The 16,161-nt window shown below is 54.3% G+C and carries 17 protein-coding genes; 7 read left to right on the top strand and 10 right to left on the bottom strand.

The features are described from left to right. From feoB (VGJ94_05255) to VGJ94_05265, 3 genes are all read left to right on the top strand, one after another. The coding region (feoB, locus tag VGJ94_05255) for a ferrous iron transport protein B (GenBank protein HEY3276007.1) at positions 1-1,556 on the top strand (1,556 nt) is incomplete at its 5' end. A 274-nt stretch (positions 1,557-1,830) separates the two neighbouring features. After that, positions 1,831-2,154, top strand: a complete 324-nt coding sequence (locus VGJ94_05260) for a DUF2325 domain-containing protein (GenBank protein ID HEY3276008.1) — start codon at positions 1,831-1,833, stop codon at positions 2,152-2,154. 114 nt (positions 2,155-2,268) lie between these two features. After that, positions 2,269-3,006: a hypothetical protein gene (locus VGJ94_05265; GenBank protein HEY3276009.1), complete on the top strand. Its 738-nt coding sequence runs from the start codon at positions 2,269-2,271 to the stop codon at positions 3,004-3,006. A 33-nt stretch (positions 3,007-3,039) separates the two neighbouring features. On the opposite strand, the gene VGJ94_05270 is transcribed toward VGJ94_05265, so the two are convergent. Then, positions 3,040-3,228: a hypothetical protein gene (locus VGJ94_05270; protein HEY3276010.1), complete on the bottom strand. Its 189-nt coding sequence runs from the start codon at positions 3,226-3,228 to the stop codon at positions 3,040-3,042. A 60-nt stretch (positions 3,229-3,288) separates the two neighbouring features. Between VGJ94_05270 and VGJ94_05275 the strand changes: the two genes are divergently transcribed. After that, entirely contained in the window at positions 3,289-3,744 is a 456-nt protein-coding gene (locus tag VGJ94_05275; protein HEY3276011.1) for a transcriptional repressor, read from the top strand. Here VGJ94_05275 and VGJ94_05280 read toward each other — a convergent pair. From VGJ94_05280 to feoB (VGJ94_05290), 3 genes are all read right to left on the bottom strand, one after another. Next, positions 3,711-4,901: a metallophosphoesterase gene (locus VGJ94_05280; protein HEY3276012.1), complete on the bottom strand. Its 1,191-nt coding sequence runs from the start codon at positions 4,899-4,901 to the stop codon at positions 3,711-3,713. The genes VGJ94_05275 and VGJ94_05280 overlap by 34 nt on opposite strands. A 4-nt stretch (positions 4,902-4,905) precedes the next feature. Further along, positions 4,906-5,511, bottom strand: a complete 606-nt coding sequence (locus VGJ94_05285; protein ID HEY3276013.1) for a TetR/AcrR family transcriptional regulator — start codon at positions 5,509-5,511, stop codon at positions 4,906-4,908. A gap of 104 nt (positions 5,512-5,615) precedes the next feature. Then, the gene (gene feoB / locus VGJ94_05290; protein ID HEY3276014.1) at positions 5,616-7,862 is read right to left on the bottom strand and encodes a ferrous iron transport protein B; all 2,247 of its coding nucleotides are present in this window, start codon (positions 7,860-7,862) and stop codon (positions 5,616-5,618) included. 207 nt (positions 7,863-8,069) lie between these two features. Between feoB (VGJ94_05290) and VGJ94_05295 the strand changes: the two genes are divergently transcribed. After that, complete coding sequence (locus tag VGJ94_05295) at positions 8,070-9,251, top strand: IS256 family transposase (protein HEY3276015.1); 1,182 nt, start codon at positions 8,070-8,072, stop codon at positions 9,249-9,251. A 22-nt stretch (positions 9,252-9,273) separates the two neighbouring features. Here the strand turns inward: VGJ94_05295 and VGJ94_05300 are convergent, their stop codons facing one another. From VGJ94_05300 to VGJ94_05315, 4 genes are read right to left on the bottom strand one after another with little or no spacing between them, the layout of a single operon-like run. Further along, on the bottom strand, positions 9,274-9,849 hold the full coding sequence (locus VGJ94_05300; GenBank protein HEY3276016.1) for a flavodoxin family protein: 576 nt from the start codon (positions 9,847-9,849) through the stop codon (positions 9,274-9,276). A gap of 37 nt (positions 9,850-9,886) precedes the next feature. Continuing rightward, positions 9,887-10,381 carry a rubrerythrin family protein gene (locus VGJ94_05305; protein HEY3276017.1) on the bottom strand — a complete coding sequence of 165 codons (495 nt, stop codon included), beginning with the start codon at positions 10,379-10,381 and terminating at the stop codon, positions 9,887-9,889. A 48-nt stretch (positions 10,382-10,429) separates the two neighbouring features. After that, complete coding sequence (locus VGJ94_05310) at positions 10,430-10,561, bottom strand: rubredoxin (protein HEY3276018.1); 132 nt, start codon at positions 10,559-10,561, stop codon at positions 10,430-10,432. A gap of 19 nt (positions 10,562-10,580) precedes the next feature. Next, positions 10,581-11,795: an FprA family A-type flavoprotein gene (locus tag VGJ94_05315; protein HEY3276019.1), complete on the bottom strand. Its 1,215-nt coding sequence runs from the start codon at positions 11,793-11,795 to the stop codon at positions 10,581-10,583. Positions 11,796-12,041: 246 nt separating this feature from the next. Between VGJ94_05315 and VGJ94_05320 the strand changes: the two genes are divergently transcribed. After that, positions 12,042-12,440 (top strand): thioesterase family protein, encoded by a 399-nt coding sequence (locus VGJ94_05320; protein HEY3276020.1) that lies wholly within the window; start codon positions 12,042-12,044, stop codon positions 12,438-12,440. 177 nt (positions 12,441-12,617) lie between these two features. Here the strand turns inward: VGJ94_05320 and VGJ94_05325 are convergent, their stop codons facing one another. Then, positions 12,618-13,796 carry an acyl-CoA dehydrogenase family protein gene (locus tag VGJ94_05325; GenBank protein ID HEY3276021.1) on the bottom strand — a complete coding sequence of 393 codons (1,179 nt, stop codon included), beginning with the start codon at positions 13,794-13,796 and terminating at the stop codon, positions 12,618-12,620. Positions 13,797-13,876: 80 nt separating this feature from the next. Here VGJ94_05325 and VGJ94_05330 point away from each other — a divergent pair, with 80 nt between their 5' ends. After that, positions 13,877-14,980, top strand: a complete 1,104-nt coding sequence (locus VGJ94_05330) for a DUF362 domain-containing protein (GenBank protein HEY3276022.1) — start codon at positions 13,877-13,879, stop codon at positions 14,978-14,980. A gap of 3 nt (positions 14,981-14,983) precedes the next feature. Here the strand turns inward: VGJ94_05330 and corA are convergent, their stop codons facing one another. Beyond that, a complete protein-coding gene (gene corA / locus VGJ94_05335) occupies positions 14,984-16,060 on the bottom strand; it encodes a magnesium/cobalt transporter CorA (protein ID HEY3276023.1) in 1,077 nt (358 codons plus the stop codon). Positions 16,061-16,161 lie beyond the last annotated feature (101 nt).

A 16,161-nucleotide genomic window follows, 5' to 3' on the forward strand; every position in this document is an offset into this window, starting at 1 on the left:
TGAGATGGCTCTCTCTTAAATTAATGGAGGCGGATGAGTTGGTGTGGGGAGAAATCGCTCCTTACGAGAAAGGGCTGCCCGTGGAAAAGGCCCTCGGCCATCTCGGGTCCGCCCACGACTCCGATATCGAATCCCTTCTGGCCGACGCGCGGTATGCCCGGGCCGCCGGCCTCACCAGGGAGATCCTGGCGAAAACGGAAGGAGAGAAGATCGAGCTGACGGAAAAGATCGACAGGGTAGTCCTCCACAGGTTCTTCGGCATCCCCGTCTTTCTCGTGGCCATGTGGCTCATGTTCAAGCTCACCTTCGACATCTCCAAGCCTTTTGCCGACTGGATGAGCTTCCTCATCTCCGGGCCCTTCAAGAGCTGGGCGGAGGCCCTCATGGCCCTCGCGGGGGCACGTCAGTGGATGACCGCGCTCCTCACGGACGGCATCATCGCGGGAGTAGGCTCGGTCATCGTCTTCGTGCCCGTCATATTTGCCATGATGTTCCTCATTACCCTCCTCGAGGGGAGCGGTTATATGGCGAGGGCCGCTTTTGTGATGGACCGGGCCATGCACGCGGTGGGCCTCCATGGAAAATCGTTCATACCCATGCTCCTCGGGTTCGGCTGCAACGTGCCGGGCATCTACGCTACCCGCACCCTCGAGAATCCCCGGGACAAGGCCCTTACCGCTCTTCTCATCCCTCTCATCTCGTGCGGCGCCCGGCTCCCGGTCTATGTGATTTTTATCGGGGCTTTCTTCCCCGGCCATGGCGGCACGGTCCTCTGGTCCCTCTATGTGATGGGAATCGCCCTGGCCGTGCTTATGGGGGTTATCTTCAAGCACACCCTCTTCATTCACGAAGCTCCCATGTTCATCATGGAGCTCCCCCCCTACCGAATGCCGTCTTTGACGAGTCTCACGATCCATACATGGGAAAAGGGGAAGCATTTCCTCATCAAAGCCGGGACCTACATACTCGCCGTCTCGATCATCATGTGGTTTCTCCTGAACCTGCCCTGGGGAGTGGAGCACAAGAAAGACTCCTATCTCGGCAAGGCGGGAAGGGTCATCTCATATGCCCTTCACCCCGCGGGCTTCGGCACCTGGGAAGCCGGATCGGCCCTGCTTTCGGGAATTATCGCCAAGGAGATCGTGGTGGGCGCCATGGGGGAGATATACGCGGTGAAGGCGAGTGAGGAGGAAAAGAAATCGGCGACCTTCGAAGAGGAGATCACACAAATCGCCGTCTCTTTCGGTAAAGCGGTGAAGGAGGCATTCGGCAACATCTTCTCCACCTTCGGGACCGTCGCCATGTCGACTGAGGAAAAGGAGGAAAACAAGGGCCTTCAGCCCGTGCTTCAAAAGACGTTCACCCCTTTGAGCGCTTACTCTTTCATTGCTTTCGTTCTTCTTTATATGCCGTGCGTGGTGGTGGCGGTGGCGATGCGCCACGAGTTCGGCACGTGGAAGTGGTTCGGTGTTGCCTTTGCCTACCAGATGGTCCTCGCATGGGTTGTCTCGGTAATAATCTACCAGGGCGGAAGCCTGCTCGGTATAGGAGGATAAAGATGGGATTTACGGACATATTATTGGCGGCTCTTATTGCGGCTGGCGCCGCATATATACTCTATCGCAGCCTGTGGAAAAAGAAGGGACATTGCGCCGGATGCGGCTCCTGCTCTTGCGGGAAAGAGGTCCCGAAACGGTGAGAGCAACAATATTCTTACATTGTTATGATAATGGTTATTCTTATCGTTATCGCCGCTGCGACTTTCACATAGACCGAGAAGAGGGCCGGCGCGAGGCATCGAGAAAATTTGAATCTCATAAAGGAGGCATTATGTGCGTAGCATTGGTGGGAGGAATGGACAGACTCGACAGGAGCTACAAAGATGAGGCGGAGAGACACGGCGTAGAGCTTAAGGTATTCACCAGATCGAAGGCGGGACTGGCCGATCGCATCGGGCAGGTCGATGCACTTGTGGTTTTTACGGGAAAGACCTCGCACCGGATCAAGAACGAAGCGGTCCTTGCGGCGCGGTCCGCCCGTATTCCCGTCATAATGCTGCATTCATGCGGAATCTGCAGCCTCCGCGAATGCCTGAGCCGCCTTGTCTTAGCGGAAGCCGGCAGGGTCCGGGCCGTCGCAAAGGAGGCGCTATGATCCGCAATGTCGATGAAGGTCGAATGAGTCCAACGCAGCCGGTGCCCCTTTACATTCAGATGAGTCGTGAGCAAGATTCACGACGGCCCGCCCAGGCCGCCGGGAGGTGAAGAGATGGGAAGATTCTATTTTCTAATGATGGTTTTTTGTGCCGGTCTTGCAGTCCTGCCTCGCCCTGCCCTTGCGGTGCGGCCTTTTGTAACGGATGACGCCCGGGTGGTGGGAGAGCACATGGCCCAGATCGAGACGTCCGTGCGTTACGACAAGGACGAATTTTCGAACCTGAACCTCCTCGCCTTCGGGTCCACCAAAAATTCGGAGATCACCATAGGATTCACCAATGGCTTCAATCTCGAAAAGGATTCGAACAGGAGCTATGGGGTCGCGGGGCCTCTCATGCAGTTTAAATATCTCTTCTGGGAGGCGAAGAAGAACAGATACCCCGGCATGGCGATCGCCGTGGGCGCCTCCCCTCCTTGGGGCAAGGGCGATTTCAAGCAGGAGAAGTGGAGCGAGTTCGTCTTTCTCGCGGCCACGGAATCACTCTTCGACGACGACAAGGTCCTCATCCACGCCAACCTCGGCATCTCCACCACCAATCCGGCGGCCGTGGCCACATGGGGTCTGGGCACCCAGATTCGTTTGATAGGAGGGCTCCACGGAGTGCTGGAGGTCTTCTATAACGACCCCTATGCGGGCAAGACCGGGGGCGCCTACCAGGCAGGCTTCCGCCATATCGTGAGCGACAGCGTACAGGTGGATTTGACCATGGGGGGCGGAATCTTCGGGAGCGAGCAGATACCCACCTTCGTGGGTATGGGACTCCGTATGGTGAGCGATAAACTATTTTGAGGAGATTTTCCCTTTCCGGAATTGATCCCGCGATCAGCCCATAAAGATATCTTTCACGTCACTTCTTTTTACGGGCTTCAGGGGCTTCATCGGCATACCCTGCAGGCTGGAGCGCAACCACGTACACGGTTTCGCCCCAGCCGGTCCCTGATCTTTTCCCATGAGCCTCATCCAACACGTCCCGAGACCAGGCTTTACCGCGGCCAGAACCATGTACTCCACGGCCCCCGCCCTCCCTTGCCCATACCCTGCCGCGGCTATTCTTGACAGTGAAACATCCTGATGGTATCGTTAATCATTACCATTATGAGGAAAGAAAAGGCTATTTTTGCAGACTATCTTGCCCGGCACGGACTCCGCATGACCGCTCAGAGGGAGACCATACTCCACGAGTTCCTCCACACCGAAGGCCATCAAAGCGCCGAAGAGCTGACCGCGGCGGTAAAGAAACGGGACAAGACCATCGGGCAGGCCACGGTATACCGGAATTTAAGAATTTTCGCGGAATCGGGCATTGCACGGGAAGTGCGGTTCGGCGATGGAGTGACGAGGTATGAGCATAACGTGGACCACGCCCATCATGACCATCTCACATGCCAGCGCTGCGGAAAGACCATCGAAGTCTTCGACCCCCGGATAGAGGAGCTGCAGGAAGCTCTGGCCCTGGCCCACAATTTCCTGGTGACGGGACATACCATGCATATCTACGGGCTTTGCGCCGGGTGCCGGCTGGCCTGACCCGTCATTTGCCCGGCCCGGGCAACCGGCTCGAGCACGATCAGCGTAATCTCCGGAGGCGAAAGAAACCGGATCGGCGGTCCCCAACTGCCTGTCCCCCGGCTCACATAGAGCCTCGAATCCTTCCCCAGATCGAACCAGCCCGTCAAATACGGGAAAAACCGTTTCACCACATAGTTAAACGGAAAGATCTGACCCTTGTGGGTATGGCCCGAGAGCTGCAGGTCGAATAACCCCACGGCTGTGGGGTCGACAATGGGCCTGTGTTTCAGGAGAAGGTTGAACCTGCCCTTTTCGAGTCCTGAGAGCAGGCTTTTTTCTTCGACCCCCTTATAGAGATGATAAGGGATTGCCGCAATGTCATCGACGCCTGCCACGTTGATGGCCCCCTCGATGGAGATACCTTCCCCCCGCAACACGCGGAACCCGGCATCGTCGGCGAAGCGCGAGAAATTCGGCAGGCCCCCGTAATATTCATGATTGCCGGTAATGGCAAATTTTCCGTAGGGAGGTGCGATTTCCCTGAACATTGAAGCGGACCTCCGAAGGGACTCCGCCCGGCCGTCGAGAAGGTCGCCCGTGCACACAAGGATATGGGGATTGAGCCTTTTCACTTCAGCGAACATTTTGTCGAGCCAAGTCTCACACGTCGTGAGCCCCAGATGAAGATCGGAGATCTGCACGATCCGGAGCTCGCCTTTTTCCTTCGGAATCTTATCGGTCCGTATTACCAGGTGCTCGATCCTCACGTGTCCCGCTTCAAGAAAACCGTATCCGGCTACAAGAAGGGCCGCGAGAAGGGCCAGCCAAAACCCCGTCTTCTCTATCCCCGTAGTGAGCGACTTGTCCCATCCGGCGGCCAAACCGGCGAGGTAGAGGAAAAACCTGACAATTTCGATTACTAAGGATGCCGAGAGGAAAAGGAAGAGAAAACCCATCCAGAGATAGGTCACCCAGGCGGCAAGAAAGGCAGGCCCTTCCATCCCCGCCCTTTCCAGGACGCGGGTGATGACGGGTCCGGCGATCATAAGGAGCATGAAGACTGCAAAGGGGATAAGCAGGGGAAGGGTAAGACCGAAGATCGCCCGCACCTTCACCAGGAGGTAGGCATGCATCGCTCCATAAAGAATGAAGAAGACGAGCAGAAAAAGACTCATGGGCTTATCCGCCGGGATAAGTCCCGCAGGGGTCCCCGGACCGGACCATAAGCCCGTTCAGGATGAGGCGGCTGCACTCCTCGGGAGAGAAAAGATTCTCCGTATCCACGACGAGAGAAAACACAAATCCCCTCAGTACGCCCATGATGACTTTCGCGGTCTCATCCCTGTCGCAGGCGGTAAAATGGCCGGAACTGACGCCCCTGTCGATGAGTGTACCGATGAGTCTCCTCTGCCTCTCAAAGAAACGCTTCCGCAGATCCGTTCCGAGTGCAAGCCTGGGCTCTCTTGTATTGGTGATGATCAGCTCCCTGTTCCTTTTCGCGTAAGTAAGCCTGAGGCGTACGAAAGTGCTGAAGGCCGCGACCGGGTCCTCAATCTTGCCGACCGTCTCCTCGAGCTCCCCCGAGAGGTCTTCGAGCACCTTATCCATCAGAGTCGAATAGAGGGCTTCCTTGTTTTCGAAATAGAGGTAAAGTCCCCCCACGCTGATGCCGGCTTTGGCCGCAATAGTTCTCATGCTCGTGCCCTGATAGCCATGCTGCGAAAAAACATCGAACGCGGCTTCGAGGATCTTTTTCTTCGAATTTTCTGATGAACGTTTGTTCATGTGAATACGTGTTCAATTTATATCACGGACGTTCCCGTGTCAACAATAATAGCCGCGAAACCGGGCCGAAAGCCCGGGGATGGAGAGGGATGACCGGGGTTTTACTACAGCCCGAGGACAGGGGCTATGTGAAAAGCCGCGATGCCGCACGCCAGGGAGAGGCACAACATGAAGAGCATGGAGAAAGAAAACCATCTCCAGCTTTCCATCTCCTGTCTCATGACCGTAATGGTGGGAACGCAGGGCACGAAGATCATGAGCACTACGAGAAATGCGAGGGCGGAAGACTGGTTGACCACCATAGGCAGGACCGTCCTCAACCCCTGATCTCCCACATTGTAAAGTATGCCGAGGCTCGCAATGGAATTTTCCTTTGCCACCACGCTCGAAAGCAGGGCTACCATCATCCTCCAGTCGAGACCCATGGGGGCGCCAATGAACTGCACCTTACGCCCGATCCAGGCAATGATGCTCGTGTCGATCGTTCCACCGGGGAAATTCGAGAGAAACCATATGACCACGGAAAAAATCAGTATCACCGTGCCGGCCTTCCGCACGAAGGCCGCGGTCCTGCTCCATACCACCAGGCTCACCACCTTGAGGTCAGGCCTGTGGTAGAGGGGCAGCTCCATGATGAAAGGCACGGGCTCGCCCCGAAGAAAGAGCCTGCTGATGATGATACCCGCGATGCCGAGGGCGAAAATATTGAGGGCAACAAGAGACCAGGAGACGGCCAGCGCCTTCTCTCCGAAAATGGCGGCCGCTATAAAGGTCATAGCCGCGAGGCGTCCGGTGCAGGGCACAAAGGGGGTAAGAAATATGGTGAGAAGACGGGCACGGCGAGATTCCACAATGCGCGCCCCCAGCACGGAAGGGACATTGCATCCGAACCCGAGGCACATGGGAAGAAAGCTCTTTCCATGAAGCCCTATGATATGCATGAACCGGTCCATGACGAAGGCCGCCCGGGCCATATAGCCCACGTCTTCCAAAAAGGCCATGGCAGTAAAAAATATGATAAGGAGGGGGATAAATGTCAGAATAGATCCGACGCCCCCGATGACCCCGTTCACCACGAGCCCCCTCACCCAGCCGGGAGCGAAAGAGAGAGAGCCGTCAATCCATTTTCCGAGGCCGCTCATGAGGGACTCAAGCCCCTTCTGGGCAGGGAAACCGACCTCAAAGGTGAGGGCGAATATAATGCCCAGTATGGCGAGAAGGACCGGGATGCCGATCACCGGACGGGTAAGGAGGTGGTCGATACGGTCCGTGATCAGCACCTGGCCTCTCTTGAACCGTGATATGGTCGCCCGCGTGACGTCCTCGATCCAGTCATATCTCCCGCCCACTACCGCACGGAGTGCATCCTCGTGCATGATGAGAAGGGACATTACCTCATCCCACACTTCCACCGGGACAAGCTCCTCCATAAGCCGGGCGATCTCGGGATCCCCCTCCATGAGCTTTATCGCGATCCAGCCGCTTGTAAGGGGCGGCGAGATATGGTCGTCCATCAGCTCCGCGAGACGATGATAAATCTGCCGGTGATCTTCCGATACTTCGGGCATGGCGGGACTGTAGGGAAGCTCCCGTTTTGCCAGCCTTACCGCATCCGAGATAAGCTCTTTTATGCCTCTGTTCTTGGTGGCGACGAGATAGACTACCGGTATTCCGAGGGCCCTGCGTAGCGCATCCACGTCGATATGGATACCCTGGCCTTCGGCAACGTCGGTCATGTTGACTCCCACGATTACCGGAGGGCCGAGAAGGAGCAATTCGGAAAGAAGATAGAGGCTTCGCTCGAGGGCAGAGGCATTTACAAGGAGTATAATCGCGTCCGGATGCTCCTGGATGATAAAATCACGGGCTACTCTCTCCTCTTCGGAAAATGCGCTCAGGCTATAGGTCCCGGGCAGGTCCACGATCCTGATCTCGCTACGGTCCGTGAGGTAGACCCCTTCCTTCCTCTCCACTGTTTTCCCCGGCCAGTTTCCCACGTGCTGGGAGAGGCCGGTAAGCACATTGAACACCGTCGATTTTCCTACGTTAGGCTGTCCCGCGAGGGCGATAAGAAAGGTCTCCCTTTCTTCTTTCTCCTTTTTCCGTGCTTCCGGGAAATGCGCCCTGATTACCTCTATGGAAGCAGCCTGATTATGACCAAGGGCAATCCGGGTATCCGACGCGAAGACGATCACAAGCCTGCCGCTATTCCGAAGCACTTTTATCCGGGTGCCGGGCATTATGCCCATTCCGGCGAACCTGCTCATGAGACTTTTCCCGCCGGACAGGTGATAGACTATCCCCTCTTCCCCCTCCTGAAGCTCGGTGATAGGTAAAGGTCCCTCATCCATTTCTTCCTGCGCCTTCCATCAAATCGGATTAACCCTTAATTCATGCAAGAGATTGTACTGCAATTGATAAGTCTTACTATGCCTGACCGGCAGGTGTCAAATGATCGCGCGGGAGGGTAATGTATCATCTCTTGTGTCACCAAAGAAAATGGGGTACCTTTCGTTGTCATTGCACGGCCAAGTACGTAGACAAGGAGAAGATACCCCATGAAACAGCAACTGGTAGTGAAGAATCTATCACAGGCGATGAGATTGGTAAAGGAAATGGATAAGGACCGGTGGTCGGATGAATGCCGTGAGATCGGACGGAATGCCATAGGGGTCTTCTTGCGGGACCGGATGAAGGAATCCATTTCTGATTACCTGGGCCGTCTTCCGGAGGGAATCTCGGATAGAAGAAACGGCAATTATCACCGACATGTGCTGACCGAGCTCGGGGATATACTGGTCTTAGTCCCCCGGACAAGGACCTATAATCCCATTTCGGTCATTGAAGCCTATGCACGAAGAAGCAAAGAGGTAGACCGCCTCATCCTCTCCTGCTTTCTTCTCGGCCTCTCCACCAGGAAGGTAGGGGCAGCCCTCATGACGATCTTAGGAAAGAAGGTAAGCCCCGCTACGGTAAGCAGGGTGGCAAAGACCCTTGATACGGAGGTTGCCTCGTTCCATAAGAGAAGGCTCTCCAATGCCTATAAAGCCCTCATCTTCGACGGAGTGGTGCTCACCAGGAAAACGGGCATGGGGGCCGCAAAAAGGCCGGTCCTTGTGGTCTTGGGCATACGTTATGACGGAAAAAAGGAGGTTATAGACTTTCACCTCGCCGCCTCCGAGAGCGGCTCTGAGTGGGACCGCTTCCTCCGGAATCTTTTCAAAAGGGGGCTCACCGGGGAAGGGGTCAAGGTCGTTTCCGTGGACGGAGGCAAGGGGCTCCTCTCCGTACTCAGCGACCATTATCCCTCTCTTCCTGTCCAGCGGTGCTGGGCCCACAAAGTACGCAACATTCTGGATAAGGTGAAAAAGAAAGACCAGGATAAGGCAAAGGAAGGATTACGGAAGATCTATAATGCCTCTCATATCCTTGAAGCACGACAATGGGCAGGGAGATGGAAGAAGAGGTGGGAAGAGAAGTATCCTTCTGCGGTACGGTGCCTCTATACCGACATCGACGACCTCTTTACCTGTTTTCAATTCTCCGATCCTTCCTTTCGAAAGATGGTACGAACAACCAACCACATTGAGAGAAGGTTTAAGGAGGTACGTAGAAGGACCAGGCCCATGGGGGTATTCAGTGATAAAACGAGCATGGACAGGATCCTTTATGCCATTTTCATGTACGAGAACAAGACGGAGGAAGTGTATCCCATTTTCTCACTGACACAAAAGTGTTGACGTTACCCGCGGGAAGGACCCTTTACTGCGATAGAAGGAGCTTCTTGCCCGCGTTGAGGGCATCGACCATTGCCGTGGGATGATCGAGAATCGCGCCTTTCGCGTCCACACCCAGGAAACTCATGAATTCGTGCTCCTGCACGTTTATGGATCTGAAAAACGCCGTTGCAGTGGTATTGCCGCATTGGGCGCCCGCCTCCTTCTTCATGCCCCCCACGAGGAGAAGGAGGCCTTTTCTCCCGTAAATGCCCGGAGGAATGGGTTTCTTGAGGAGATACTTCTCGCACCAGAAGGCCTGGCACCTGTCGATCATGATCTTTGCCTGGGCCGGAAGCCCGAAAAAGAAGATAGGGGAGGCGAGGATTACCCTATCCGCCTCCCTTATGCTCTGATAAATCTCCGTCATACTGTCTTTCGCCACACAGACGCCCGTTGCCTCGCAGCCCCCGCAGTTCCTGCAGGGCCTGAGATCCATCTCTCCCAGCCTGAAGAGCTTCACCCTGTGGGCCTCGGGATCTATGGCTTTCAAGGTTGCGGTCAGGAGCAGGTCCGAATTGCCCCCTTTTCGGGGACTCCCGTGAAAGGCGGTGATGTTCAACGGGGCCTCGCCCCGCTTCCGATCATGACAGTCCGCCTCAGTCTACTTTATAAAACGCCACCTTACCGGCGCCGCAGACAGGGCATACGTCCGGCGGCTCTCCTTCGTGGGTGTATCCGCATACTTTGCAGATATGGTAATCGTATTCCTCGTTATTTCCCAGGTTGTCAAGGGCTTTTTGGTAAAGACCGGCATGGATCTTCTCCACTTCATTGGCGATGGTAAAGCTCCGCTCCGCGCCTTTGTTTCCCTCCGCCTTCGCGTCTTCGATCATGACGGGGTACATCTTCTGAAATTCGTATGATTCTCCGGTGATCGCCTCGACCAGGTTATCTTTGGTGGCCTGCACTCCTTTCAACTCCCTCAGGTGGTTATGGGCATGGACCGTCTCCGCTTCCGCGGCGGCCCTGAAGAGTTTTGCCACCTGCTTATATCCTTCAAGCTCAGCCTTTTTCGCAAAAGCAAGGTACTTTCTGTTCGCCTGAGACTCTCCCGCAAACGCTTCTTTCAGGTCATTCTCGGTTTTTGACATCTTGACCTCCCCTGTTTTAGTATTCCCGCTGCCTTCGATTAAAATTAATTAACTCGTTTTCTCGAATGCATCCTTCGGCGCATTGCAGACCGGACAGGTCCAGTCCTCCGGAAGATCTTCGAACTTCTTGCCCTCTTTCGCCTCGTCATACTGATAGCCGCAAATCGTACATGTCCACATATCCATGCCTCCTCTTATACTAGAATTTCTTGTGGTATTCTTTCACTTTTCTCGCAAATTCTCTTCCATATTCATAACAGGCGGTATCGTCATCCGCGGAAGGCCTGTAGAGTACCTGAAGTCCGGGCTCGCTCACTTCAAGGCCCATACGTTTAAATCCCTCGTACGCCTCCTTGACCGCGCCGCCTCCCCAGCCGAAACTTCCGAAGGCGCCGGCGATCCTGTTTTTCGGTCGCAAACCCGCGAGGTGGTACATAAATTCCGCGACTGACGGAAACATGACATTATTCATGGTGGGAGTCCCCACCAAAAAACCTCTTGATTTCCATACTTCCTTGATCGCAGAGCTCATGGGCGTGGCGCGCAGCTTTATGACCTTGCAATCCACGCCTTCGTCCCTTATTCCCTGCATCATGGGAACCGTCATTCTTTCGGTGGAATGCCACATGGTGTCGTAAATGAGGGCCACCTTGAGGTCTGTCTTGCCGTTCGCCATATCGAGATACATCTGCACGACTTTTCCCGGATCTTTTCTCCAGATCACCCCATGGTCCGGGGCGATCATATCGATCTCGATGCCGGCTTTCACGATCTCGGCTATTTTCGATTTTATGAGCTGGCCGAAAGGCATAAGGATATTTGCATAGTAGTCCTTCACCGCCTCTTCCAGCTCGAACATGGAGGCACACTCGACAAATTCGTCATCGAAACGGGCAGATGAGGCAAGGTGCTGGCCGAAGGCGTCCTGGGAGATCAGGAGTTTGGCCTCTTTCACGTAGGTCACCATCGAGTCCGGCCAGTGAAGCATTGGGGTCTCCAGGAAGAGGAGAGTGTACCTGCCGGTATTGAGGGTATCTCCGCTCTTCACCACCTTGAAGTTCCACCCCGACGTGTCGAAATGCCTGTCCAGCCCCTTCTTCCCCCGCTCGGTGATATAGATAACCGCCTTGGGGATAAGGCTCATGAGCGCCGCCACGCCGCCCGCATGGTCCGGTTCGATGTGGTTAATGACGAGATTTACTATTCCCGAGACCTTCGAGATGCTTTTGATCTTCTCCACCGTCTCCTGCGTGAAATCCTCTTTCACACAGTCTACGAGGGTGGGATACTCATCCTGTATAAAATAGTTGTTGTAGGTGGTACCGTTGGGAGTGATATAACCGTGAAAGTCACGTACCCCCCAATCGACTGCGCCGACCCAATAAATTTGTGGCTTTATCTCTATACCCTTCATCCTCCCTCCTCTTTTCCGGAATTGACGGTGAGGCTGGACACCATTCGCCGAAACGGAATAGACTCGCTCCGGACTCTCTCTTTAAGGTATCCCACGTGATGCACATCTAAAATAAGGCAGGAGGGGGAAAATATCAAGGCCCTTTCGGCTATAAAATTCTTCCGGCCGGGTCTCTTCAGGCCCCATCTCCGAAAGTCTGAGCGGCTTTTTATTGACCTGGCCGTGCCGGGATGGTATGAAACAGAAATGTATTCCACCAAAATCTATTATCAGGACACCGACGCGGGCGGAGTGGTCTATTACGGGAATTATCTCCGGTTTTTCGAGAAGTCGTGGTTCGAGCACCTCCTGTCCATAGGAATCTCGCTGCCGGAATGGGAAAAGGTCGATGTCTATGTAATGGTAAAGACCGCCTTTCTCGATCTCAGGGAAAAGCTCGGATATGCAGACATGATCCAGGTGACCTCAACCGTCAAAGAAATAAAGAATTCCTATTTTATCCTTAGCCACGAGATAATGAAGGAAGAACGGATCACCACCAAAGGCGAAACAAAAATGGTCTGCGTAGACAGAACCGGAAAACCCCGGAGGATACCGGAACCTTTCAGGGAAAGGCTGGAGAAGTCTCTAGTCTCTAGTCTCTAGTCTCTAGTCTCTAGTCTCTAGTCTCTAGTCTCTAGTCTCTAGTCTCTAGTCAACCAATAATTACACCTATAATAAAGAATGGCTGCCGGGTTTATTATACACCGACAGCCATTTTAGCTCATTTAGTATTTATTTTTTTACTAACGACTAGAGACTAGCGACTAGAGACTGCCTTTATTAGCCCATGAATTTCCGGAATATGTCCCTCGCTACCACTATTCTCTGGATCTGGTTCGTGCCTTCATAGATCTGGGTTGCTTTGGCGTCGCGCATCATCCGTTCTACGGGATATTCCTTGGTGTAGCCATAGCCTCCGAGTATCTGGACCGCGTCGGTGGTCACTTTCATGGCCGTGTCGGCGGAATAGAGTTTCGCCATGGCTGAAAGCTTATCCACGCCGATGGCGCTCATCTTGTCGCGCTCGAAGACTCTGGTGTCGAGGAGGTGGGCCGCATCGTACACCAGGGCACGCGCCGCCTCCACCTGGGTCGCCATATCGGCTACCATGAACTGGATGCCTTCGAAATCGGCGAGTTTCTGACCGAACTGGACGCGCTTCCATGCATATTCGACTGAAAAATCGAGGGCGCCCTGGGCGATGCCCACTGCCTGAGCACCCACCGCGGGTCTCGAGAGATTGAGGGTAGACATGGCGATATCCCAGCCCTGCCCCACTTCACCGAGCATGTTATCTTTTGTGAGCCTCACGTTCTCGAAGACCACTTCGGAGAGGTCCGAACCGACCATTCCCATCTTCTCTTCATTTTTCCCTATTATTACGCCGGGATAATCTTTCTCTACGAAAAAAGCCGTAATCCCGTTCGTCCTGAGCTTGGGGTCCATGGTGGCGAAGACCGTGATGAACTGCGCGCTCGCGCCATTTGTAATCATTGACTTCTTTCCGTTCAGATAGAAATGGTCGCCGTCCTTCGTCACATTCGTCCTCATGTGAGACGCGTCGGAGCCCGCATCGGCCTCGGTAAGGGCGAAGGCCACAAGGTTCATCTTGTCGGGCTCGGCGATTTTACCGTAGATATATTCTTTTTGCTTGTCATTGGCAGCGACCATAAAAGGCATGATTCCCACATTGTGGGCAAGGGGGATGAGCGAACCGGTCCCGGAAACCTTCGCAAGCTCTTCAATAACAAGGCAAAGGGAGGTGATATCTCCGTCCAGACCACCGAACTTCTCGGGCAGCATGAGATAGAGAAAACCATGCTTCTTATAAATGTCAACGAGGTCCCATGGAAACGCGCCTGTAGCATCTATTTCTTTTGCCCTTGGGGCAACCTTTTCCTTTGCCAGTTTCTCAGCGATCTTCTGAATCATCAGGTGCTTTTCCGAAAGATTTAACATGACGCTAACCTCCTTTCTGTTGACAAACCCGTTTATTCTTAACATAATTTTGCTGCAAATCAAAGCAAAAAGGAGGCGCCATGTCGAAGGTATATTTCACAGATTTAAGGACATCATTGAAGAGAAACATTTACGATAAAATCGAGTCATTATTGGATCGGACGAAAATCGATACAAAGGTAAGAGAAAGGGACTTAACGGCAATAAAGCTTCATTTCGGAGAATTCGGCAATACCGCCTTCCTGAGACCCGTATACATTCGTATTGTGGCGGACCGGATAAGGAAAGCGGGGGGAAGACCTTTTCTCACCGATACGAACACCCTCTATACCGGATCGAGAAGCGATTCCGTAGGCCACCTTGATACGGCCATTCGGAATGGATTCGACTATTCATGCGTGGGCGCGCCTCTCATCATCGCCGACGGCCTCAAGGGCAAAAACAGCACGAAGGTGACGATTGAGGGGGAGGCGCTCAAGGAAGTGAGCATAGCCGCCGACATCGTCGATTCGGACAGCATCGTCGTGGTCACTCACGTCAAGGCCCATGAGATATCGGGGATGGGCGGCGCCCTGAAGAACGTGGGGATGGGGTGCGCCGCGAGGGAAGGGAAACTCGTCCAGCACAGTACGGTGGCGCCGGTAATCGGCAAAAGCGCATGCAAGGGCTGCGGGTTCTGTCTCCACTACTGCCCCGCCCAGGCAATCTCCATCGATTCGAAAAAGGCATGGATCAGCGGCGAGGCCTGCATAGGGTGCGGAGAATGTATCATCGTCTGTCCCCACCACGCGATCGAGATACAGTGGAACGAATCTCCCGATATATTTCAGAAAAAAATGGTCGAATATGCCATGGGTGCGCTCAAGGGAAAAGAGAAGAAATCGCTCTTTCTCAATTTTCTCCTCCAGGTGAGCCCGGCCTGCGACTGCTATGGACATAATGATGCCGCCATAGTACGGGATATAGGCATTCTCGCCTCGAGCGACCCTGTCGCCATCGACGCGGCGTCGGCGGACCTGATAAATTTGGAGGCCTCCATGCCCAATACGGCCATCAAAGCCGCATGCGGGGCGGGGGAGGATAAATGGCGGGCCCTCTACCCCCGGATCGACTGGCGTGTTCAGATCGATCACGGCGAAAAGATGGGCCTGGGTAAAAAGGCGTATCAGCTCATCAAGGTATAATTTTCAAAACCATTTTTTTCTTTTGAAATAGAGGAGCATAAAAGCCGTGACCGCCGCCATGAGTATGAGGACCGCGGGATAACCCCACGGAGACTTGAGCTCCGGCATATGCTGGAAATTCATCCCGTATACACCCGCGATAAAGGTGAGGGGCATGAATAGGGTGGCAATAATGGTCAGGACCTTCATTACCTCGTTCAGCCTGTTGCTCACGCTCGAGAGATAGATGTCGAGCATCCCGGATATCATATCCCGGTAAGTCTCCACCGTGTCCATGACCTGTATCACGTGATCGTAGACGTCCCTCAGATAGACCGAGATTTGGTCCGAGACAAGGCGGGTTTCCCCCCGTTCGAGGCTGCCCACCACCTCCCGCAAAGGCCAGACGGACCTCCGCAGAAATATCATCTCCCTCTTGAGATTATGGATATCCCTCACCGTAGATGCGCCCGCCCGGGTGACGACCTCATCCTCCACAACTTCGACCTTCTCTCCAAGCTGTTCCGTCACGGCAAAATAATTGTCAACGATCGTGTCGATAAGGGCATAGAGCAGGTAGTCCGCTCCCATGCGCCTTATTCGCCCTTTGCCGGTCCTGATGCCCTCCCGAACGGCGGCGAAGAGTTCCTGCGCCCCTTCCTCGAAGGTGATGATATAATCGGACCCGAGCACGATGCTCACCTGTTCCGCCCGCACCATATTACTCGGACCGTTAAGGGAGAGTTTCTTGACCACGATAAAAATATAGTCGCCATAATCCTCGAGCTTCGGCCTCTGATCCGTGTTCATTATATCTTCGAGCAGAAGTGGATGAAGGCGGTACAGGTCGCCGATGCCTTCGATCACCTCCGCACTGTGGACGCCTCCCACGCTAAGCCATGAGACGCGCCCTTGCCCTTCGGTGGACCGGCATTCCTGTACCGAGGTACAGTCCTGTTCGCGGACATCCTTCTCATCGAAGGAAAGGAGTCTGATCGTGACGGCCCCCTCCTTCTCCTCGCCTATATGTACCAGGCTTCCGGGGGGCAAACCCGATTTGACCGACCGTTTTTTACGACTTCCCGTCATGGTAACCTCCATTCTTCTTCTCCCATTCTACTATAAGGAAGGGCGAGGTCAAAGTAATTTTCCGGGCCGACCTCCCACCAATCCCGGCCAGATGTGAGCATTCAGGGCCCCAA

It is taken from the genome of Syntrophorhabdaceae bacterium, from assembly GCA_036504895.1.
In the GTDB taxonomy this organism is placed as follows: domain Bacteria; phylum Desulfobacterota; class Syntrophorhabdia; order Syntrophorhabdales; family Syntrophorhabdaceae; genus PNOM01.

Coding starts and splice junctions, on each gene's coding strand:
- VGJ94_05325 (HEY3276021.1), bottom strand. CDS start 13,796: ATGTTAAATCTTTCGGAAAAGCACCTGATGATTCAGAAGATCGCTGAG.
- VGJ94_05315 (HEY3276019.1), bottom strand. CDS start 11,795: ATGAAGGGTATAGAGATAAAGCCACAAATTTATTGGGTCGGCGCAGTC.
- VGJ94_05260 (HEY3276008.1), top strand. CDS start 1,831: ATGTGCGTAGCATTGGTGGGAGGAATGGACAGACTCGACAGGAGCTAC.
- corA (HEY3276023.1), bottom strand. CDS start 16,060: ATGGAGGTTACCATGACGGGAAGTCGTAAAAAACGGTCGGTCAAATCG.
- feoB (HEY3276014.1), bottom strand. CDS start 7,862: ATGGATGAGGGACCTTTACCTATCACCGAGCTTCAGGAGGGGGAAGAG.
- VGJ94_05330 (HEY3276022.1), top strand. CDS start 13,877: ATGTCGAAGGTATATTTCACAGATTTAAGGACATCATTGAAGAGAAAC.
- VGJ94_05310 (HEY3276018.1), bottom strand. CDS start 10,561: ATGTGGACATGTACGATTTGCGGCTATCAGTATGACGAGGCGAAAGAG.
- VGJ94_05295 (HEY3276015.1), top strand. CDS start 8,070: ATGAAACAGCAACTGGTAGTGAAGAATCTATCACAGGCGATGAGATTG.
- VGJ94_05305 (HEY3276017.1), bottom strand. CDS start 10,381: ATGTCAAAAACCGAGAATGACCTGAAAGAAGCGTTTGCGGGAGAGTCT.
- VGJ94_05265 (HEY3276009.1), top strand. CDS start 2,269: ATGGGAAGATTCTATTTTCTAATGATGGTTTTTTGTGCCGGTCTTGCA.
- VGJ94_05280 (HEY3276012.1), bottom strand. CDS start 4,901: ATGAGTCTTTTTCTGCTCGTCTTCTTCATTCTTTATGGAGCGATGCAT.
- VGJ94_05285 (HEY3276013.1), bottom strand. CDS start 5,511: ATGAACAAACGTTCATCAGAAAATTCGAAGAAAAAGATCCTCGAAGCC.
- VGJ94_05320 (HEY3276020.1), top strand. CDS start 12,042: ATGTATTCCACCAAAATCTATTATCAGGACACCGACGCGGGCGGAGTG.
- VGJ94_05275 (HEY3276011.1), top strand. CDS start 3,289: ATGGTATCGTTAATCATTACCATTATGAGGAAAGAAAAGGCTATTTTT.